The sequence below is a fragment of the Antarcticimicrobium sp. genome, from assembly GCF_029212575.1.
Taxonomy (GTDB): domain Bacteria; phylum Pseudomonadota; class Alphaproteobacteria; order Rhodobacterales; family Rhodobacteraceae; genus Antarcticimicrobium.
The window spans coordinates 1-20,656 of record NZ_JARGPK010000058.1 but is presented as its reverse complement, the minus strand read 5'-3'; the positions used below and the strand labels follow the sequence as shown (position 1 = coordinate 20,656).

The window sequence follows — 20,656 nt, the reverse complement described above, 5'->3', positions numbered from 1 at the left end:
CCGCAAAAGGAATTGATCCGTGCCCTTTGATTTTTCAGACGAGCAAATCCGGTTCCTGGCCAAGTATCTCAGTCCGCTGGAGGGGCGGATCAAGAAGTGGAAACTGTTTCAGAAGCAGAAGACCCGCCTGAACAACAACAGGGAGGTCGCCGAGGCGATCTCGACACTCAAGAGCGACTACTCGGTATGGCTGGTGGCGCGTGATGCCGCGCTGGAGAAGATCGAGGGGATCGAGATCCGCTATGACCTGTCGCAGGTTCCCGAGCAAAGGGATAAGGTCGCCGCGCTCAGGCGGCGTCATCTGGAAATCGTGACCCAGGTTCGCGCCGCGCCCGAGGACGTGCCGATTTTCACCCGGGGTGTCGAGGACATGCGCACCCTTGGGCGTCTGGTCGATGCGCTGGCCGGAGAGATTGACGACGCGATTGCGGCGCTGGTGCCGCCGGCTCAGACCGAAGTGTTCGACAAGTCGCTGGCCGGAGTTGACGGGCTAGGGGCGTTCCAGGGCACCCCGACTCTCAGCCTCTCGATCGTGTCGAAACGCCTGGCGAACGAGGATGCCGAGGCACAGCGCGTCACCGCCCTGCGCGCGCATGGTCGGCTGTGCGACGCCGCCCGTGCGGAGATCACCCGGTTGCGCGACAGCTTCACCGAGGCTGGGGAGGGGGCCGGTCTGGAAAAGCAGGCCCGCATCGCCGTCATGGACCTGGAGGCGGCGCTGAAACCGGTTCACGCCGCGCTGTCCGGGGCGGTGGCCTCGGCCGCGACCGCCGAACTGGAGGACATGGAGCAGCGCGGCGACGAGGTTGCCGCGCGCGAACTGGCCCGCAGCGACAGGCTGAAGGCGGACGCCGAGCGTCTGGAGGGGGCGCTGGACAAGATCGACGAAAAGATCGACGGGCTGCGGCAAGAGACCGAGGACGCCGAGGGGTTTCAGGAAAAACGGGCGCTGCTGGCGCAGATCACCGAGGAAACCGCCCGCCGCGACGCGCTGGACGAACGCGCCCGGCAGATGGACGCTTATCGCGCCAGCGCCGCGCAGCGGGTTGAACAGATGCTTTCGGCGGTGAGGTTGCAGACTGCGGCCGAGACCCGCCTGGCCGAGGTCGATCCCGAGGGCGATGATCTTGATGCGAAACTGACCGACTGGGCGGACCAGCGCCCCGAGGGCGCCAGGTCGATCGCGCCGCTCGATCCCGACAACGTGATGAGCCGCAAGGAACTCAGGAACGAGCAGGACACGATCCTCGCCAATATCGTTTACCTCAAGACGGCGGTGGAGCGCAGCGCGTCCAAGATCGTGGTCGATGCCAAACTCTATCCCGACGAAACCGACGTGACCGAAATCTCAACGGCGCAGAAGGATTCGTTGTTGCGGATGCTCACCCTCGCGGAAAGCCTGTGCGGCAAGGACAAGCATGCCGAGGCCCGCGCGATGCACCAGGACGTGATGTCGCTCTGGCGCCAGTTCATTGCGGCGCGCAGTTTCGTCCTGCCCGACCTGCCGGACAATGGCCCGGACCTGTCCAAACGGGTGGAGCGGGAGGTCAAGCAATTGTCGGCCTCGATCGAACGGCTCTGGGGCATGGGGGGCGATCACCAGCCGTTCCGCGACCGCCTGAAAGACCTGAAGGACGCGGCCGGGGCGGCCAAGTCCGAGGAGGTGCCGGATTACCGCCCGATCCTGGCCGAGATCGACGCGATGGAGCGCGACCTGGCGCTGGCGCTGCGCGAGGCGGCGCAGCTTTCGCCCGAGGACGAGAACGCAAAGACAGCGGCCGCGCAAACCTCGTCGAAGATCGCAACCGAACTGCTGTCGCTCTATCGCACCGAGCCGATCGGGGAGGGCGACATTGCCGGCGTGCATCCGAACGACCTGCTGGTGGTGCTCAGGGATGACGGCAGCAAGGAATACCATCGCATCAAGCTGCGCGACGACGACACCGTGCAGCGCCGTGAGGACAAGAAGATCCCGCGCGAGGCGATCGATGCGCTGCGCCAGCAGATGCAGATGCTGGACCAGATGGCCGCCTCGGAGGTGGCCGGCAGCGCCGAGGCCATCGCCGCCGCCGCGCAAAAGGCCGAGGAGATGCGCGCGGCCATCGCCGCGGGCGGCGCCGATTACACGCGGGTGACGGATGCGCTTCTGGCCTTCGACAGGAAGATGGCGGACAAGAAGCTGAAGGAATGGCGGATGAACGGCGCCGAGCCGCTGACCGCGCGCAAGGAGAAATTCGCGTCGAGCTATGCCGGCTCGATGCTGCCCGGTGATGCCGCCACCGAGGCCGAGCAGATGCTGTCCGAGGCCGAGGCACTGGTCGAGGCAACCGGCCCGCTCAAGGAAAAGTACAAAGACGTCAAGGAGGTGCTGGACGGCATCGAGAACAAGCTCTCGGCAAAGCCGAAGGGCGACGATCCGACGCTTGGAAAGGTACTGGCCGATCTGATCAAACACGGCCCGGCCGCGGTCAGCACCGGGCCGCTGAGCATTGCGGAAATGACCGAGGTGCAGCGGCTGCAGGAGGAGATCATCGCCGCGCTGGACAAGATCAAGGAACTGGGCCAGCACGGCACCGGGGTTCAGGGGGTGTTGCGCAAATCGCTGGGCGAGGTGCGCAAGACGCTGGAGACCAAGTCCGAGCAGGGTGTGCTCAAGGCCGAGCAGGACGCCGCCACGCTGGACGGTCAGGTCGATGCCGAACTGGCCCGGGTCCAGGTCAGGCCCTCGGTCGATCCAATGGCCTATCTGCGCCAGATCGCGGCCCTGACCAAGGGCGCGGCAAAGGCCTGCGAGGACAAGGAGGCGGCGAAGACCAGGGCCGGCGAGTTGCGCGAGACCGCCAAGACCGAGCTGGCGGCGGCAAAAACCGCGCTGGACGAGGCGACCCGGCTGGCCAGCAAGGTGGAGTACAAGGCCGTCTACGACAGCCTGGAGTCGCAGTACAAGAACGCGGACAAGGCGTGGAACAGGGGCAAGGGCGACGCCGAGGCGGCAATCTCGGCCTTCGAGCCGGTCATCTCCAACGCAAGGGAACTTGCCTCGGACCTCGGCAATCTGACAACGGTCCGGACCGGCGGCGAAATGGTCGATCTCGACGGGTTCGAGACCGCGCTCAAGACCAATATGGGCAAGGTCGGAGAGGCCGCCGTGGCGGCGGGCACGGTGATGACCACCCTTGCGGCACAAAGCGAGGAGCAGACCGGCGACGACGACCTCGACGCTGCGATGACCAAGGTCAGAACCATCCTGGCCGAGGTTGCGGGCCTGTCCAATGTCATCGCCTTTCCGCCCGGCCTGCAGGGGGAGATCGACACCACCCTCGCCGAGCGGGACCCGGTCAAGAAAAAGGCGGATATGGCAACCCTGCGCGAAACGGTGCTGTCGGAGATCCGCAGGATCGCGAACCGGATCGAGGACGATCCCGCGCTGGAGGTCTATCGCGACAACCCGTTCGATCACGGGGGCAGTTGGCCGCAATTCCGCGCGACGCTTCTGGCGCTGGAAACCCAGGTGCTCAAATCCCTTAATCCCGGCCGGTAGGAGGTTGAACAGATGCCCCTGAGCGACGCAGAAATCACCTGGATCGGTTTTGTCGCCGAGCGTGACCTGGCCGGGGAAATGGCCGCCGCCGAACAGCGCGCGACACAGAAAAAGACCTTTCTCGAGGAACAACTTGGCGCCAGCCTGACCGCGACCCATGACGAGATCGACCTCGCCATGGGTCTTGTCATCGAGAACAGGGAGGATCCCGGTGCGGTGAAATCCCTTTGGCTGTCTATGACCCGGCAAGAGGCGGGCACCAACAAGATTCCCTGGCGCGCCACCGATGACGAACTGGCCGACTCCGGGCTTGGAAAATGGGCCATGCGAATGGACCTTGAGGTCGATACCATGGAGGATATCGGCCAGAGCACGATGGAGATCCCGCCCGAAAAGGCGGCCGCGATCCTGCAGGCGCACCAGCGGATCCTCGCGTTGCAGGAGCACATGGAAAACCAGCTCGACGACAATGGCGAGCGGCTGTTCTCCGACGAGGATATCCGCAAGGAGCTCTGGACGCCGCTGATGCGCGAGGGGCTGATCCCCGAGAACATGATCCCCGACAAGTATTCCGAGCAGGCCATCGCCTTTCAGGGCGCGATGGAGTTCTACGGCGACAAGCTGGCGGCCTATTCCGAGACCCACTCCAAGGGCATGGACAAGTTCAAGACCGGGATGCGCATCGCCAAGGAGGTGGTGACGGTAACCGGCGCTATCGTCTCCAACTCGATCACCATCTCGAATGCCACCACGGTCGCGGACAAGAACAGTGACATCAAGTCCCTCAAGAAGGAGGACGCCGACCTCAAGACCGAGCTGGACGGGACGCCGCCGCCGTCGCAGGAGCGGATTACCGAGATCAACGAGCGGCGCGACGCGATCAAGACGGATAGCAAGTCGCTGACCGATCAGGTCACCCAGATGCAGAACGAAACCAAATACGCCCAGAACGCGACCGCGATTCTGCTGGGCGGTTTGAGCGGCACCGAGCTGGTGGTGGACCACGTGGCGTCAAAAGAGCGCGATCCGCTGGTCAAATGGTGCAACACCATCGAGGGCGCGCTGTCGATTACCCAGACCATTGCCGGCAGCACGGTGGATAGCGTGATGCGCGGCAACGGCGCCTCGAGCGGCATGATCACCTGCGTCTCGGCGGCGATCACCGCCTCCTTCGCGGGCGTCAAGATGGTGCCGACGCTGATCCTCGCGGTGAAGGAGCCGGACGACATCAAGCGCGCCAGGCTGATCGACAAGCTGATCGGCAACCTGGCCGAGACCGTGGCCTCCTCGATCACCTCGGTCGCGGGTAAGGTCACCGACGAGGCCGGGAGCACCAGCGACAGCACCGAAAAGCAGAAACTGACGGACCAGGCGGCGGCGCTGTCGCAGATTTCGAGTGCGCTGAAGCTGGCGATCACCCAGGTCGGCAAGGGGCCGGCTGTGCTGCAGGCGATCAAGACCGGCAATAAGGCCGAGCTTGCCATGTTGCTGGGTGGCGCGGCGATCGCGGCGGCCTTCGGGGCCAGCTCCGAGGCGATTTATGACGGGGTGCGCGAGGATGCCGCCTCGCGTGAGATCCTGGACATGGACAGCGGCGAGGCCTTGTTCCACGAGGGCACCGGCGCGGGGCAGGAGGCGGGGCAGGACGCCGGCTCTGCCACCTCGATGGCGGCGATCACCAGCGCGCTGGACCAGATGGACAAACCGGCCCTGGCCGGGTTGAAGGCCAGCGCCAGCGATCCGCTGGCGGGCACCTCGGCCGAGGAACTGGCGCAACAGATCGAACAGCAGGCCGAGCAGAACGCCCAGCAGCAGGCCGAGCGCGAACTGGCCGAGGCCTTCACCCCCGAGGCGATCCAGGAGATGATGAACGAGGCCGATCAGGAACTGGCCGGGTTCGAGGAGCTTTATTCCCAGGCCCATCCCGACGGCGACATCACCAAGCGCACCGCCGAAGAGATCGTGCAGGCGCAGCAGGCCATCGACCGCGCCATGGCCAATACCGCCGCGCTTCGGCAGAAGGTCGCCCTGATCAACGGGTTGACCGCGACCGGGGCAGGGGTGCTGGCGGCGCTGGTGCCCGGCACCGGGGCGGTGGTGGCGGCGCAGAAGGTCGCCAAGGATATCTATGTCCTCAAGAAATGCGTCGATACCCACAACGCCTGGGTGGACTCGATGGAGGTGGCCTTTGCCGCGCAGAGCGGGGTCGCGGCGGCGGTCCAGAACACCCTGAAGAACGCCAAGATCCACCTCGATCATGCCAAGGTGTCGCTGGTGCTGCACACCGCGCAGGCCGGTGCGGCGGTGGCGCAGGTGATGGACCCGTCAGGCGTGTCGTCGATCGTGTCCGCCTCGCTGTCGATGGCCGACGCGGTGGTCGAATTCGGCTACAAGATGCACACCGAGCGGGCGATCTCGGTGGGCTGGAGCGCCTACAAGGATGCCCGCGACAATCCCGGAAACCGCAAGCGGGCGCGCAAGGCGCTGCGATTGAACTCGACGCTGGCCAAGTGCTGCATCGCTTACGGTGCGTCGATCATGGGCGACCCTTCTGCGCAGCAGGCGATGCGGGCCACCGGGCTGACGGTGGCGGCATTGCAAAACGACAAGGACATCTGCGTCAAGCTGATCGCCTATCTGGAGAACGAGTTGGCCGACGATCCCACCGTGCTGAGGGTCGTCAATACCAAGGACAGCAAATGGCATCCGGGCCGCCCGGAGCTGACCCTGACGTCATGGATGGCGTTCAAGGGGGCCGCCGCGCGCAGTGCCGATCCGCTTCTCGCGCCCGAAAGCACCCGGACCCCGGGGCTTGACCGGCTGCTGACCGAACTGGGCAAGATCGACGGCTGGCAGGATAAATCGTCCTTTGAGGTGGCCAAGTCCAACTACGAAAAACTGACGGTGGCGGCACCGGAGGCGCCGTTCCCGGACCTGTTTGCGGAGCTGTTGGAAAAGAACCGCAACGCCTATGGTCTTCTTCAGCGGGCCAACACGGCGTTTTCCGCCTATGCGCCGGTCAGCGCGGCCTCTTCAACCGCGCCGCACAAGGGCATGGCGCAGATCGGCGCCAGCTTTGCCACCCTGGCGCGGCTGAACAGCGCGACGGTGGCGGCCAATATCGACGCGCTCGAAGGCTATATCGCGATTCACGCCGCGGTGTGAGGCGGGGCGCACCCGCCGCCCCGCCCGGTGATCAGCCCGCGCAGGCGGGGCGCAGGATCTCGGCGAAGAAGGCCGACAATTCGCCCAGCCCGTCCAGCGGCAGGACATGGGCAATGTACTGGTCGGGCCGCGCCACCACCAGGCAGCCCCGGTCGCGGTCGATCCCGCGCAGGTCGAAGATGTCGCCGGCGCCCTTGTGATCGGTGCAAAAGGCCTTCTCGTGATCCTGCAGGCCGAGCTTGCCCTTGATCGGACGCAACAGCGACGGCAAGTCCTCATAAGCGAGATCTTCGAAGGTTTGCTGGAACACCGCCCGCAGGTCGATCACCGCGTCGATATCCTCGCCCACGCGGGTATGCCGGACCACCGGCGAGGCCGGATCGCGTTCCAGCCAATCGGCCAGCTTGTGGATCGCCGAGCCGGGCGCCGATGTATCGTCCTTGCCGGCAAAGGCATAGATGCGCCAGCGTCCGTCGGCCTCGGCCACATGGCCGAGCTGCATCCGCATCGCATCCGCCAGGCGCACCACCGGGGCGGAGTGGAACCGGCGTCCGATCTCCAGCCCGCTCGCCAGCGCCTGGTGGGTGTCGGTTCCGGTCAGGGCCGAGGGCGCATATTTCACCGCCAGCCCGCCGGTGAACTCCAGGTTCTCGATGAACTGCTTTTGGAACCGCGGCATGTCGGAGCCGTCCAGTTCGGATTCTCCCGGCGGGGCGGACATGATCCGCGCCCATTCGTGATCGGTATCGACCAGCCGCCTGGCCTCGGCCCAGCGTTCGGCGGAATAGCTGCGCAGCAGGCTGGGGTCGGCCCGGCCCTGGAACACATGCGCCAGTTTCCAGCCGAGGTTAAAGGTGTCCTGCATCGACACGTTCATGCCTTGCCCTGCCTTGGGGCTGTGGGTGTGGCAGGCATCCCCGGCGGTGAAGACGCGCGGGTTGCGGTCCTCGCCTGCGGGCACATCGTCGAACCGGTCGGTCATCCGGTGCCCGATCTCGTAGATCGACGACCAGACCACCTGTTTCACGTCGATGGTATAGGGGGCCAAGATCCGGTTGGCCGCCGCGATCATGTCAGAGGCGGTGAAATTGCGGCTGCTGACCCGTTCATCGGGGTTCAGCTTGTCCAGCTCCACATACATGCGGAAGAGATAGCCGCCCTCGCGCGGCAGGATCAGGATATTGCCCTCAGTCGCCGAGGCGATCAGGCATTTCTGGCGCACGTCGGGAAAATCGGTATTGGCGAGAATGTCCATCACGCCCCAGGCCTGGTGCGCTGCATCGCCGTGAAGCTCGCCGCCGATGGCCTTGCGCACGTTCGAGCGCGCGCCGTCGCAGCCCACCACGTAATTGGCGCGCAGCGTCACCGTTTCGCCCGCGTTCACGCCGGTATTTTCGAGCGTCACGCTCACCGGGTGATCCTCGGTGGTGGTGTCGATGGTCAGATCCCTGACCGCCCAGGAATAATCGGGTTCGAGCCGCGACGGGGAATTCTTCATCACGTCGAGGAAGAGTTCGTGCACCCGCGCCTGGTTGATCAGCGTGTGCGGCATTTCAGAGGAGCCGTCGACCACGTCCTGCACCCGCCCGATCCGCCGGATCTTCGCGGGGTCCTCCGGGTCGGCGGCCCAGAAGGCGGTCTGGTTCACCCAGTAGCTTTCGCGTTTGACCGTCTCGGCAAAGCCGAAGGCCTGGAACATCTCCATCGTGCGGGTGTTGACGCCGTCGGCCTGGCCTTTCTCGATCGGGCCGGGCTTGGGATCGACGATCATCGTGTCGATCCCGGGGAATTGCGAGAGCTGCGCGGCAAGGCACAGGCCCGCCGGGCCGCAGCCTGCGATCAGCACATCCACCTCCTCGGGCAGCGGCGCATGCGGGCCACGGTCCCGCCGGCCCTGGGCGGCGTTCTTGATGTCGGGATCGCCCCCGCGAAATCCGTCCAGGTAAAACTGCATGTTCGTCCCTCCCTCATCCCAATATGGGTATCCGCTCTCTCACCGCAAGTAATATCCATACTTATCAAATGCCGTCAAGAATAAATATGTAAGCATACAAAATTCCCCAACTTACAAAGTATAAATGAAAAATTTGGCGCGGGTTAGGGATGCTGCGTCGGACCGGCGGCGGGAAGCCGCAAGAGGCATGGAATCAGACGGGCGAGTCGCGGCGCGGAACGCCTCACGACAAGGCGGCCCCGGCGCATTCAAAAAGGGCCTGCGGCCTCAGACGGAGACGTTTTCCAGCAGCGTTTCCCGGTCGAGCGCATTCTTGCGCCCGCTCAGTTTCACCGCCCCGCGTTCGATCACGAAGAAACTGTCGCCCAGATCATGGGCAAAGCTGAAGTATTGTTCGACCAGAACGATCGCCATCTCGCCCTTTTCGCGCAGCCGTTCGATCACCCGGCCGATCTGCTGGATGATGCTGGGCTGGATGCCCTCGGTCGGCTCGTCCAGCAGCAGCAGCTTGGGCTTGGCGATCAGGGCCCGCGCGATGGCAAGCTGCTGTTGCTGCCCGCCGGAAAGGTCGCCGCCACGCCGGTGCAGGAAATCCCTGAGGATCGGGAACAGATCATAGATCTCGTCGGGCACGAAATGCTCGCTGCGCGGCAGGCAGGCAAAGCCGGTCTCCAGGTTCTCGCGCACCGTCAGCAGCGGAAAGATGTCACGCCCCTGCGGGACATAGCCGACACCCTTGCGCGCGAGGACATGGGCCGGCGCCCGCCCCACGGTCTCGCCGTCGAGCATGTAACTGCCGCCCGAGCGGGGGTGGGTGCCCGAGATCGCCTTCATCAGGCTGGTCTTGCCGACACCATTGGTGCCCATGATGCAGGTGACCTCGCCCACCTTTGCGGTCAGGTCGATCCCGTTCAGGATCTGGCTGCCGCCGTAGTGCAGCGTCAGCCCCTCGATATGCAGCATGTCAGCGTCCAAGATAGACCTCGATCACGTCTTCGTTTCCGGTGACATGGTCGAGCGACCCCTCGGCCAGCACCGACCCCTCGTGTAGCACCGTGACCTTGCAGTCGAGGCGGCGCACGAACTCCATGTCATGTTCCACCACCACCACGGCACGGGTCCTGGCGGCCTCCTTCAGCAGGTCGGTGGTGTGCTCCCGTTCGGCCAGCGTCATGCCCGCCGCCGGTTCGTCGACCAGCAGCAGGCGCGGCTCCTGCGCCAGCAGCATGCCGATCTCCAGCCATTGCTTCTGGCCGTGGCTCAACTCGCCCGCCTTGCGGTAGAGGGCGCCGGACAGGCCGATCTCTCCGGCCAGTTCCGCAACCCGGTCCAGATCGGCGGAGCGGGGCCGGAACAGCAGCACGGCAAAGGGGTTGCGATCCTTTTTCAGCGCCATCATCAGGTTGTCGGCGACGCTCTGATCCTCGAACACGGTTGGGCGCTGGAACTTGCGCCCGACGCCCAGCTGCGCGATCCGGCTTTCCGAGAGCGACAGCAGCGACACGCTCTTTTCGCCAAAGGTGACGCGGCCCTCGTCCGGGCGGGTCTTGCCGGTGACGATATCCATGAAGGTGGTCTTGCCCGCGCCGTTCGGGCCGATCACCGCGCGCAGCTCGCCCTCGGCGATCTGGAACGACAGGTTGTTGATCGCCCTGAACCCGTCGAAGGAGACCGAGACGCCCGAGACTTCCAGCAGGGTGGTCATTGATCCGCCTCCCGTTCGCGCAGCGCCCCGGCATCGGGGCCAAGGTCGGCGCCGTGGCGGTCGGGGTTCTTGATACGGCCGATCAGGTCGACCAGCCCGCCGATGCCCTTGGGCGCGAACAGCGTGACCGCGACAAAGGACAGCCCCAGCAACACCGTCCACCAGTCAACCCACTGGATGCGCAGCGGCCCCAGCACCAGGTCAGGCGCCTGCCCGCCGGTGAACCAGGTCGAGAGCAGCGAGACAAAAGCCGCGCCGATCACCGCGCCGTAAAGCCGCCCGCGCCCGCCGATGGCAACCCAGACCGCGAGGTAGATCGAGGCGATCGGCGCCACCTCGGCCGGGTTGATGATGCCCGCCTGCGGGTAATACAGCGCCCCGGCGATCCCGGCGAGTATGGCGGTCAGGGTAAAGACCACCAGCTTGAACGCCTCGACCGGATAGCCCAGGAACCGCACCCGTGCCTCGTCATCGCGGATGGCGCGCACGACCGAGCTGAACTTGCCCGAGACCAGCCAGGCGCAGAACAGGTATCCCGCCCCCAGTGCAAGGGCCGAGGCCCAGAAGAACCACAGCGACACCCACGCCTGCGGGACGTGATCGAGGCCGGGCAGGTTCTGCAGCCCCGACAAGCCGTTGTTGCCGCGCAAGCCGCTGTCGTTCTGGAACAGGTAAAGCGACAGCGCCAGCGTCATCGCCTGGGTCAGGATCGACAGGTACACCCCGGTCACCCGGCTGCGGAACGCCAGCCAGCCGAACACCAGCGCCAGCAACCCCGGCACCACCACGACGGCGGCCAGTTGCAGCGGCAGCGAATGGGCCAGCGACCAGATCGGCGGAAACTCCGAGGCGCCGACGACGCCGAAGATCTGGCTGGCGATGCCGTCCGAAATCTCCTGCGCGGTGGGGGGCAGCTCGGCGGCGGCGAGGCTGTCGGCGACGATCTGGCGGGTCCGCTCGTACATCAGCCACATGCCGATGGCATAGCCGCCGAGGCCGAAAAACGCCATGTGCCCCAGCGACAGGATCCCGCAATAGCCCCAGACCAGATCCATCGCCAGGGCGACCAGGCAGAAACACAGGGTCTTGCCCAGCGTCTTGATGAAACTGGTCGAGATCACGCCGGCGCCCATGCCCTCGGACAGAAGTGTCACGCCCAGCGTAAACAGGGCCAGGATGGCGAGGAACACCAGCACCGAGGGGTGGCGCAGCACCAGTGCGCGGCGGGCGGGGGGAGAAAGGGTCAGATCGCTCATCTCATGCCTCCGCCGCGCGGCCCTTGAGGGCGATGATGCCCCGCGGCCGGACCTGGATGAACAGGATGATGAACAGGATCATATAGGTCTGCGCCGCCAGCGTGTTCGACGGGTTGAACCATTCGATCCCCTTCTGCATCGTGCCGACCAGCGTGGCGCCGACCAGCGTGCCCCAGATGTTGCCGACGCCGCCGACCACCACGGTCATGAAGCTTTGCACGATGTAATCCTGCCCCATCTCCGAGGTGACCTTGGCGTAAAGCCCGATCGCCACGCCGGCGATCCCGGCGATGCCCGAGCCGAGGCCGAAGGTCAGCATGTTGATGCGGTCGGGGTTGATCCCCATGGAGCCCGCCATGCGCGGGTTCTGGGTGACCGAGCGCACCTCGAGCCCGATCCGCGTGCGGTTCATCACGAAAAGGAACAGCCCCAGGAACAGCAGCGCCAGCACGAAGATCGCGATGCGGATATAGCTGATCGAGACGATGTCGTTCAGCACCAGCGATCCGTCCAGCCAGGCGGGCGAGGTCAGCGGCCGGGCCTGTGTGCCAAAGATGTTCTTGGCGATCTGTTGCAGGGCGACGGAGATGCCGAAGGTCGCCAGCAGCGTCTCCAGCGGCCGGTGGCGCAGCCAGCGGATCACCAGACGCTCCATCGCCACCCCGGCGCCGAAGGTCACCGCGAAGGCCAGCGGGATCGCGATCAGGATCGAGATCGTGTAGTCGGGAATGATTTGCTGGACCACGTATCCGGTATAGGCGCCCATCATGATGAACTCGCCATGCGCCATGTTGATCACCCCCATCACCCCAAAGGTGATGGCCAGCCCGATCGCGGCGAGGAAATAGATCGAGGCCAGCGACAGCGCATCCAGCACCAGATCGGCGGCCCGGTTCAGCCCGACCTTGGTCTCGATATCCTTCAGCGCGGCCAGCGCTGACCGGGCCACGGTCGGCCGCGCGCCGGTGAAGCGTTCGAAAAACACATATCCCGCAAGCGTGGCGTCGATTTCGGCCTCGCTGGCGGCGGCGGAGGCGATGCCTGCCTCGACCAGCCCGGCATAGGCCGCATCGCGGTTGGCCTCGGTGTCAAGCTGGGCCACCCGGTATCCGCCCACGGCACCGTCGCGGATATTGTCGATCAGCGCCGTCCGCTTGTCCGACCGGGTGAGGATGGGGGGGGCGATGCCGTCCTTGACCAGCAGCGCATAGGCTTCGGTGCGGGGCAGGGCGGCGTCGCCCGGCTTCAGTATGCGGGCGATATCATCGCCTTGCGGGGCGGTTTCCGCGAACTCGACCCGCGTGGCGACCAGCGGGTTGAGCGTGGCACGCACATCGACGGCGGGATCGCCGGCAAAACCCTCGATCGCTTCGATCCGCGCGGCGTCATCCTCGTCAAAGCGGATGGTCAGCAGCCGTTCCAGCCGCGCCTTGCGGGCCTTGAGCTTCGGGTCGCCCTCGCTGTCGACGACCTTGCGCAGCGCGGCGAGGTGAGAGGCCTCCGGGTCGCGTTCGATGGCATCCAGCGCGGTGGCGCGGGTGACCGGATCGGGATCGCCAAGCTGGAATTGCACCAGCGCCGCACCGATCATGCCGCGAATGCCCGAGTTGGGCTTGAGCTGTTTGAAGCCCTTGTCGGGAACCGCGCCGATCTGCGCACCATCGGCGGGATCGAAGACGCGGATGGTGTCGCGGTCGATCTCTTCGGCAAAGACGAACAGCCCGCTTTCCTCGTCGCGCCACATTTCCTTGGCCTGCCAGCGTTCCAGCACCCGCTGCGCTGCGGGCAGCCCGCTGGCGGCCAGCGCGTCGATCGCCGGGCCGATGGTCTTGCGCGAGCTTTTGGCGATCACATCGCCATGCTCCTGCAACAATTTCTGGATCGGGGCCTCGGCGTCCTGCGCCAGCGCCGGTGCCGCAAACATCACGGCAAGGCAGAAAATCAGTCTTTTTATGGTCTTGCTCATGCGTCACCCGGGAAATGGCCGGGGGCGAAGCGCCGCCCCCGGTAGGTTTCAGGTGTCACATCAGTAGTTCGACTTGATCTGCACGCAGGATTTGGTCTCGGTGTTGTACATCCCGCATTCCAGATCCTTCCAATCCGAAACCAGAACCGCCGATTCCGGCAGGTAATCGGTCCAAGCGTCGCCCGGCACCTCGGTGGTCTGGCTGATGATGTCGAACTGCCCGTCGTCCTGGATTTCTCCGATCAGCACCGGCTTGGCGAGGTGGTGGTTCACGCCCATCACGGCGGTGCCGCCGGTCAGGTTCGGATATTCCTGTCCCCACATCGCCGCGCGGACCGCGTCCACGTTTGTGGTGCCGGCCTCGGTTGCCGCGTTGACCCACATGTTGAAGCCAATGAAATGGGCCTCCATCGGATCGTTTGTGACCCGCTCGTCGCCCATCTTCGCCTTCCATGCGGCGATGAATTCGTCGTTGGCCTCCGCTTCTGCCGACTGGAAATAGTTCCAGGCGGCGAGGTGGCCGACCAGGTTGGCGGTGTCGAGCCCCGAAAGCTCCTCCTCCCCGACCGAGAAGGCGACGACGGGGATGTCGTCCGCCGAGATGCCGGCGGCGGCCAATTCCTTGTAAAACCCGACGTTGGCGTCGCCGTTGATGGTGCTGATCACGCCGACCTTCTTGCCGTCGGCCCCCAGCGCCACCACGTCGGCGACGATCTTGGACCAGTCGGAATGACCGAAGGGGGTGTAGTTGACGAAGATATCCTCTTCGGCGATGCCCTTCGATTTCAGGTAGCTTTCAAGAATGTTGTTGGTGGTGCGCGGATAGACGTAATCGGTGCCCAGCAGCGCGAATTTCTCGACCCCGAGTTCATCCAGGAAGTAGTCGGTCGCCGGGATCGCCTGCTGGTTCGGCGCAGCACCGGTGTAGAACACGTTCTTCGAGCTTTCCTCGCCCTCGTACTGCACCGGGTAGAACAGCAGCCCGTTCAACTCCTCGATCACCGGCAGCACCGATTTGCGGCTGACGCTGGTCCAGTTGCCGAAGATCACGTCGACCTCATGCACGGTCAGCAACTCGCGCGCCTTTTCGGCGAACAGCGGCCAGTCCGAGGCCGGATCGACCACCACCGCCTCAAGCTCGCAACCCAGAAGACCGCCCTTTTCGTTCTGCTTGTCCACCAGCATCAGCATGGTGTCCTTGAGCGTGGTTTCCGAGATTGCCATGGTGCCCGACAGCGAATGCAGCACCCCCACCTTGATCGGGCAGTCCTGCGCAAAGGCCGGAAGGCCGGCGGTGGCGAGGGCAGCGGCCGCGGTGGTGAGCAGTAGTTTACGTGTCATAAATGTGTCCCCTTGTTGAACCCAGGTATTCGGGCGACGCATTGCATGTCCGCCGGTTGGCGGTATGCGTCCCCCTGTTTTCTTGTGCCGCGATACCGTTGCGCCCTGGCCCTTGGGCCTTCAGGCGAGCACCGCGCATCCCGGCATTTCGTTTCAGCGTGATTTTCGTTGCACGTGGCAGCGGCCATCCGTGAGAGGTTCCTGCTCAATCGCCGGGTGGAGCCTGTGGAAGTGATGCTTTTTTGACCAGGACGCGGAAGTCTGCTCGATTATTCAGCGGCCGGCAGTCGCGGTGTTGCCGGTCGGCGGGGGGATATCCGGCCTCACGGGCGCGCGCGGATCCTGTTGTCCGCGCCCGTTTCGCGCCGGGGCCGGGCTGCGAAACCCTCAGAATCGGCACCCCTTGGCCACATCGAACCGGCCCCGTCGAAACCTTGACGGCACCGGAATTCGCGGACCTACTGGGCCGGGCCGCGCCGGACGCGGGGACCGAACCGACGTGCAACACAGCAGGAGCCGCCCAAAGGTGCCCAACCCGATCAATGCCTTCAACCTGCGGCTCACCGACCTGGTTCGACGGATCTATCCCGATTACGACGCCGACATCGTTGTCAGCCAGATCGTCGATGCCTTCTGGCCCGAGGGCACCCACCGCCGGCAACGCGCCCGCACGCCCAGCAACCGGCTCTGGTCCCAACATGACGCGCTGCTGATCACCTATGGCAATTCGATCATAGACGGCAGCCACAAGCCATTGGACCTGCTGCGCGATTTCCTTCAGGGCCATCTCGCCGGGGTGGTCAGCGGCGTGCACATCCTGCCGTTCTTCCCGCATACCTCCGACGACGGTTTCGCGGTGACCGATTTTCGTGCTGTCGACCCGCAGCTCGGCGACTGGGCCGACATCGGGCGCATCGCGTCAGAGTTTCACCTGATGTCGGACCTGGTGCTCAACCACGTCTCCAGCCAGGGTCCGTGGTTCAACGCCTACCGCCAGCGGCAGGCGCCCTATGACCGGTTCTTTTTCGAGGCCGACGCGAAAGAGGATCTTTCGGCGGTGGTCCGCCCCCGCACCACGCCGTTGTTGCAGGAGGTGGAAACCAAGGACGGGCCGCGCCATGTCTGGTGCACCTTCAGCCATGACCAGGTCGATCTCGATTTCCGCAACCCCGAGGTGCTGCTCGAAATGCTGCGGATCATCCGCCTGCATATCGACGCGGGCGTGCGCACCCTGCGGCTCGATGCGGTGGCCTTTGTCTGGAAAAAGGTTGGCACCTCCTGCATCCACCTGCCGGAAACCCATGCCATCGTGCAACTGATGCGGCTGCTGTGCGACTACGCGGTGGAAACTGTCGTGTTGCTGACCGAGACCAACGTGCCGCGGGCCGAGAACCTGAGTTACTTCGGCAATCGGAACGAGGCGCACGCGGTCTACAATTTCTCGCTGCCGCCGCTGATCCTGCACGCGATGCAATCGGGCACAGCGCGCTATCTGCACAAGTGGCAGGCGTCGATGCCGCCGGCGCAACTGGGCTGCGCCTATCTCAACTTCACCGCCAGCCACGACGGCATCGGCATGCGCCCGGCCGAGGGGGTGCTGCCGCCCGAGGAAAAGGCGCGGATGATCGACACCGTGCAGCAGGCCGGCGGGCTGGTCTCGATGCGGACGCTGCCGCAGGGCGGCGAGGAACCCTATGAGCTGAATTGTTCGCTGTTCGACACGATGCGCCGGACCTTCGACGGTGAGGATGCGCATCACATCGCCAGGTTCCTGTGTTCGCAAACCATCGTGATGTCGCTCGAGGGGATTCCGGCCTTCTACATCCATTCCTTGCTGGCCACGCCCGGCGATCACGAGGGCGTCGAACGGCGCGGCATGAACCGGGCTATCAACCGCCATCGCTGGCATTACCCGGACCTGCTGGAGCGCCTGGCCGATCCCGGCTCGGCGCAGTCGCATGTCCTGCACGGAATGTCCGAGCGGCTGCGCATCCGCGCGAAACAGCCCGCGTTTCACCCCAACGCCACGCAGTTCACGCTCTGGCTCGACGACCGGCTGTTCGGGATCTGGCGCCAGAGCCTTGACCGCAGCCAGTCGATCTTTGCCATTCACAACGTCAGCGACGAGACGGTTCTGCTAAGCCCGCCGAGCATCAACCTGATCGAGGATGTCTCCTGGATCGACCTGTTGTCGGGCGAAGAGATCGCCGCGACCGGGCCGGACATTCCCTTTACCCCCTACCAGTGCCGCTGGATCACGAACGGCTGACGGGCCGGGCGCGCGCGCCGGTCTCAGTCCGCGCCGAATTCCTCAAGATCCGCCGCCGCCGCCCGCCGCAGGTCGGCCAGAAACTCCGGGTCGGCCGCGTGCACCCGGTTCCAGGTGGGGATGAAGGGGCTTTCGTGCGGGGTGTCGAGAAACACCTGCCCGGCGCGGATGATGTTCTCCGCGAACAGTTCGATGGACTTTTCCTCCCTGTGGCGGTCCACCGCCAGCCCGTTCATCCGCGCATCGGCATAGTAGCTGTCCAGCAGATCCAGCGCGCAGCGGTAATAGGTGGCCTTGAGCGTGCGGAACACGTTGGGCGTGAACACCGTGCCATCGGCGGCCAGCTTGCGGAACACCGCCTTGCAGATGTCGGTGGACATCCGGCTCAGCCCGCGATTGGCATCCTCGGGCGACAGCTCCTGGTGCTTGTGGTCGTAGGCGTCCGAGATTTCCACCTGGCAGACCGACTGCGGCGCCAGGTTGCGCCAGGCCTCGGACAGCACGCCGATCTCAAGGCCCCAGTCCGAGGGAATGCGCAGGTCGGGCAGGGTGGGGGTGCGCATGGCGAACTCTCCCGACAGCGGATAGCGGAAGCTGCGCAGGTAATCGAGGTAATCGCGGTCCCCCACCACCCGCTTGAGCGCGATCAGCAGCGGGCTGACCAGCAGCCGCGTCACCCGGCCGTTGAGCTTGCCGTCGCCGATGCGCGGGTAATAGCCCTTGGCCATCTGGTAGGGAAACGCCGGGTTGGCCACCGGGTAGACCAGCCGCGCCAGCATCTCGCGATCATAGGTCAGGATATCGCAGTCGTGAATCGCCATCACCGAACTGTCGGCGCAGGCGATGAGATAGCCCATGCAGGTCCAGACGTTCCGGCCCTTGCCCGGCTCCTGCGGCGCGAGGCCCAGATCATCGAGCCGCTGAAACAATGCCCGCATGCGCGGGCTGTCGTTCCAGATCACCGTGTGGGTCTGCGGCAGGCGGGCAAAGAACCGCTGCGCCTTGCGGAACTGGTCCTCGTCGGCCTGGTCCAGTCCGATCACGATCCGGTGCAGGTAGGGCACCTGGGTCAGCTCGTCGACGATATGCGCCAGCGCCGGTCCCTCCAGCTCGGAATAGAGGCTGGGCAGGATCAGGGTGATCTTGCGGGTCTCGGCATAGGTCGACAGCTCATAGGTCAGATCGTCGAGCGCGCGCGTGCGCAGGTTGTGCAGTGTCGTGATGTTTCCGTTCTGGTGGAAATCAGCCATGCCCGATCGGCTCCTCGGTCAGTTTCAAGTCTCGCAGCAGCGCCGTGATCGCGTCGGCCCAGCCCTGTGGCCCCTCGCGTTCGGTCCGCCAGATCCGTCCGCGGTCCTCCCCAGCCAGGTGGGGCAAGGGCGGCGCGTGGTCGTTGCGCACGATCACGCCGAATTCGGCGCGTTCCAGCATTTCGACGTCGTTTGGCGCATCGCCCAGCGCGATGGAATGGCGCGGGGCGTAGCGGCGCAGCAGCTCGTCCATGCGGTCGGCCTTGGTGCCGCCCAGCGACAGGGTGAGGAAGCGGCCGCCGCGCCGCGCGCTCAGCCCGGCGGCCCCGGCGGATTCGAGAAAGCGCTCCAGGTCTGGCTCCGATCCTCTCCAGAGCCCCGGTTCGCTGTAGCGCCGCGATTTGGCGCGGGCGGCGGCCTCGGGCGAAAGCCCGGTTTCGGCCGCGATTTCCGCGGCGCTCATGTCACCGAACCCCTTGAAATCACGAGAAATCCCGGCAAGTCGCGCCCGGATCTCCGGATAAGTACCGATGTCCGTTTCGCCCATCTGCCCCGGCTCCAGCAGGCCGCCGCCATTCTCGACGATGGCAGGCCAGTCGGCAAACCCGATCTCGGCGCGCAGCGGGGTGACCTCGGCGGCGGTCTTGCTGGTGGCCAGGATCACCCCCGCGCCAAGCCGCCGCAACGTATGCAAGGCCGCGCTGGCCGGCGCCCAGCCATAGTCCCGGTGGGACAAGAGGGTTCCGTCGAGGTCGGAGAATACCAGCAAATCGGTCTTATCGGTCATCGCGTTCCGTACATTTCCAGGGCCTTTTTGTACGCCGCGCCACCGGCATTCACCAGAGGCGGACGTGCCGCGGGAACCGGGCGGATGATCCGGCGCTGTCCCGGTCCAGAAAAGGCGCCCGACGCCGGATCCACAACGGCAAATCATGACCCGCCCGGAGAGGTGTGAAAGGCACCGGGAGACCGTGGCGAAAATGCCGCGAAGCGGGAAGGGCGACAGTGGCATGGCGGCGGTCCAAAGATTGATCGCGGTACGTCTGCGTTGACACATTTTCAAATTCCAATACGTTTGATTGAAAAATCATCACCAGGGAGGGGACAGATGATTGACGTCTGGAAAGAGGTCGCGGTGGAGTCCGCGGCGTTTTACATCGGTTGGGGCGGCCTGCTGATCGGCATCGCCTTCGGCTTCATCGTCTACCGAACCAATTTCTGCACCATGGGCTCGATCTCGGACATCCTGTCGTTTGGCGACTGGAACCGGTTCCGCGCCTGGTTGCTGGCCATCGCGACGGCGATGCTCGGGGTTCTGCTGATCGAGCGCGGCGGCGTCGCGGACATGACGCTGACCATGTACCAGGCCCCGGCGCTGGGCTGGGGCGCCAATGTCGTCGGCGGGCTGATTTTCGGCTTCGGGATGGTGTTCTCCGGCGGCTGCATCAGCCGCAACCTGGTCCGGGCCGGGGGGGGCGATCTGCGCTCGATCGTGGTGCTGATGATCACCGGGCTGTTCGGCTACATGACGATCGGCGGCTTGCTCGGCCCGTTGCGGGTGGCGATCTTTACCCCTCTGACCACCGATCTGGCGGCGGCCGGGATCAGTGACCAGAGCCTGGGCGCGGTGCTGTCGGCGCTGACCGGCATGGGGGTCGAGACGATGACGACGATCAGCACGCTGGTCATCGTGGCGGCGCTGTTGGTGGTCTGTTTCGCCAGCGGGTCGTTCCGGGCCTCGGGGCGCAACCTGTCGGCGGGGATCGGCATCGGGCTTTGCGTCGTGCTGGGCTGGGTCCTGACCGGCCTCGCCTTTGACGAGTTCGCTGACAACCCGACGCTGATCTCGCTCAGCTACGTGCGCCCCGTCGGCGACAGCCTGGATTACCTGATGCGCTATACCGCGCTGGGCGCGCCGGGTTTCGGCATTGTGACGGTGGCCGGCGCGTTGATCGGCGGGTTCCTCGGAGCGCTGAGCATGGGGCGGCTGCACCTGACCACCTTTGCCGACAAGTCGGATTCGATCCGCAACATGTTCGGGGCGGCCCTGATGGGCATCGGCGGGGTGCTGGCGCTGGGCTGCACGGTGGGGCAGGCGTTGACCGGGATCTCGACGCTGGCGGTCGGCTCGATCATCACCTTTGTCTTCATCGTGCTCGGCGGCGCTGCCGGGGTGAAGACGATGGAGCACATCGCCTGAGCGGGTCCG

12 protein-coding genes are annotated in these 20,656 nt (G+C 65.3%); 4 read left to right on the top strand and 8 right to left on the bottom strand.

Features of this window, described 5'->3' with window-relative positions:
• The first annotated feature begins 19 nt into the window (after positions 1-19).
• Positions 20-3,541 (top strand): hypothetical protein, encoded by a 3,522-nt coding sequence (locus P1U75_RS13655; protein WP_300244365.1) that lies wholly within the window; start codon positions 20-22, stop codon positions 3,539-3,541.
• A gap of 12 nt (positions 3,542-3,553) precedes the next feature.
• Positions 3,554-6,706 carry a hypothetical protein gene (locus tag P1U75_RS13650; protein ID WP_300244363.1) on the top strand — a complete coding sequence of 1,051 codons (3,153 nt, stop codon included), beginning with the start codon at positions 3,554-3,556 and terminating at the stop codon, positions 6,704-6,706.
• A gap of 31 nt (positions 6,707-6,737) precedes the next feature.
• On the opposite strand, the gene P1U75_RS13645 is transcribed toward P1U75_RS13650, so the two are convergent.
• The 6 genes from P1U75_RS13645 to urtA all read right to left on the bottom strand — a co-directional run bounded on the left by P1U75_RS13645 (position 6,738) and on the right by urtA (position 14,928).
• Positions 6,738-8,660: an FAD-dependent monooxygenase gene (locus P1U75_RS13645; protein ID WP_300244361.1), complete on the bottom strand. Its 1,923-nt coding sequence runs from the start codon at positions 8,658-8,660 to the stop codon at positions 6,738-6,740.
• Between the two features lie 267 nt (positions 8,661-8,927).
• Positions 8,928-9,623 (bottom strand): urea ABC transporter ATP-binding subunit UrtE, encoded by a 696-nt coding sequence (gene urtE / locus P1U75_RS13640; RefSeq protein WP_300244359.1) that lies wholly within the window; start codon positions 9,621-9,623, stop codon positions 8,928-8,930.
• A 1-nt stretch (position 9,624) separates the two neighbouring features.
• Positions 9,625-10,365, bottom strand: coding sequence for an urea ABC transporter ATP-binding protein UrtD (gene urtD, locus P1U75_RS13635; RefSeq protein WP_300244357.1), 741 nt, complete (start codon positions 10,363-10,365; stop codon positions 9,625-9,627).
• Positions 10,362-11,621 (bottom strand): urea ABC transporter permease subunit UrtC, encoded by a 1,260-nt coding sequence (gene urtC, locus P1U75_RS13630; RefSeq protein ID WP_300244355.1) that lies wholly within the window; start codon positions 11,619-11,621, stop codon positions 10,362-10,364. The genes urtD and urtC overlap by 4 nt, the downstream gene beginning before the upstream one ends.
• 1 nt (position 11,622) lies before the next feature.
• Complete coding sequence (urtB, locus tag P1U75_RS13625; protein WP_300244557.1) at positions 11,623-13,545, bottom strand: urea ABC transporter permease subunit UrtB; 1,923 nt, start codon at positions 13,543-13,545, stop codon at positions 11,623-11,625.
• A gap of 102 nt (positions 13,546-13,647) precedes the next feature.
• Positions 13,648-14,928 (bottom strand): urea ABC transporter substrate-binding protein, encoded by a 1,281-nt coding sequence (gene urtA / locus P1U75_RS13620; RefSeq protein WP_300244353.1) that lies wholly within the window; start codon positions 14,926-14,928, stop codon positions 13,648-13,650.
• Between the two features lie 526 nt (positions 14,929-15,454).
• On the opposite strand from urtA, the gene P1U75_RS13615 reads away from it, so the two are divergent.
• Positions 15,455-17,197, top strand: a complete 1,743-nt coding sequence (locus tag P1U75_RS13615) for a sugar phosphorylase (protein WP_300244351.1) — start codon at positions 15,455-15,457, stop codon at positions 17,195-17,197.
• 23 nt (positions 17,198-17,220) lie between these two features.
• On the opposite strand, the gene P1U75_RS13610 is transcribed toward P1U75_RS13615, so the two are convergent.
• The gene (locus P1U75_RS13610; RefSeq protein WP_300244349.1) at positions 17,221-18,447 is read right to left on the bottom strand and encodes a glycosyl transferase; all 1,227 of its coding nucleotides are present in this window, start codon (positions 18,445-18,447) and stop codon (positions 17,221-17,223) included.
• The gene (locus P1U75_RS13605) at positions 18,440-19,234 is read right to left on the bottom strand and encodes a mannosyl-3-phosphoglycerate phosphatase (RefSeq protein ID WP_300244346.1); all 795 of its coding nucleotides are present in this window, start codon (positions 19,232-19,234) and stop codon (positions 18,440-18,442) included. The genes P1U75_RS13610 and P1U75_RS13605 overlap by 8 nt, the downstream gene beginning before the upstream one ends.
• Positions 19,235-19,555: 321 nt before the next feature.
• Here P1U75_RS13605 and P1U75_RS13600 point away from each other — a divergent pair, with 321 nt between their 5' ends.
• Positions 19,556-20,647 (top strand): YeeE/YedE family protein, encoded by a 1,092-nt coding sequence (locus P1U75_RS13600; RefSeq protein ID WP_300244344.1) that lies wholly within the window; start codon positions 19,556-19,558, stop codon positions 20,645-20,647.
• Positions 20,648-20,656: the final 9 nt, after the last annotated feature.

Coding starts and splice junctions, on each gene's coding strand:
- P1U75_RS13650 (WP_300244363.1), top strand. CDS start 3,554: ATGCCCCTGAGCGACGCAGAAATCACCTGGATCGGTTTTGTCGCCGAG.
- urtE (WP_300244359.1), bottom strand. CDS start 9,623: ATGCTGCATATCGAGGGGCTGACGCTGCACTACGGCGGCAGCCAGATC.
- P1U75_RS13645 (WP_300244361.1), bottom strand. CDS start 8,660: ATGCAGTTTTACCTGGACGGATTTCGCGGGGGCGATCCCGACATCAAG.
- urtD (WP_300244357.1), bottom strand. CDS start 10,365: ATGACCACCCTGCTGGAAGTCTCGGGCGTCTCGGTCTCCTTCGACGGG.
- P1U75_RS13610 (WP_300244349.1), bottom strand. CDS start 18,447: ATGGCTGATTTCCACCAGAACGGAAACATCACGACACTGCACAACCTG.
- urtC (WP_300244355.1), bottom strand. CDS start 11,621: ATGAGCGATCTGACCCTTTCTCCCCCCGCCCGCCGCGCACTGGTGCTG.
- urtA (WP_300244353.1), bottom strand. CDS start 14,928: ATGACACGTAAACTACTGCTCACCACCGCGGCCGCTGCCCTCGCCACC.
- P1U75_RS13600 (WP_300244344.1), top strand. CDS start 19,556: ATGATTGACGTCTGGAAAGAGGTCGCGGTGGAGTCCGCGGCGTTTTAC.
- P1U75_RS13605 (WP_300244346.1), bottom strand. CDS start 19,234: ATGACCGATAAGACCGATTTGCTGGTATTCTCCGACCTCGACGGAACC.
- urtB (WP_300244557.1), bottom strand. CDS start 13,545: ATGTTTGCGGCACCGGCGCTGGCGCAGGACGCCGAGGCCCCGATCCAG.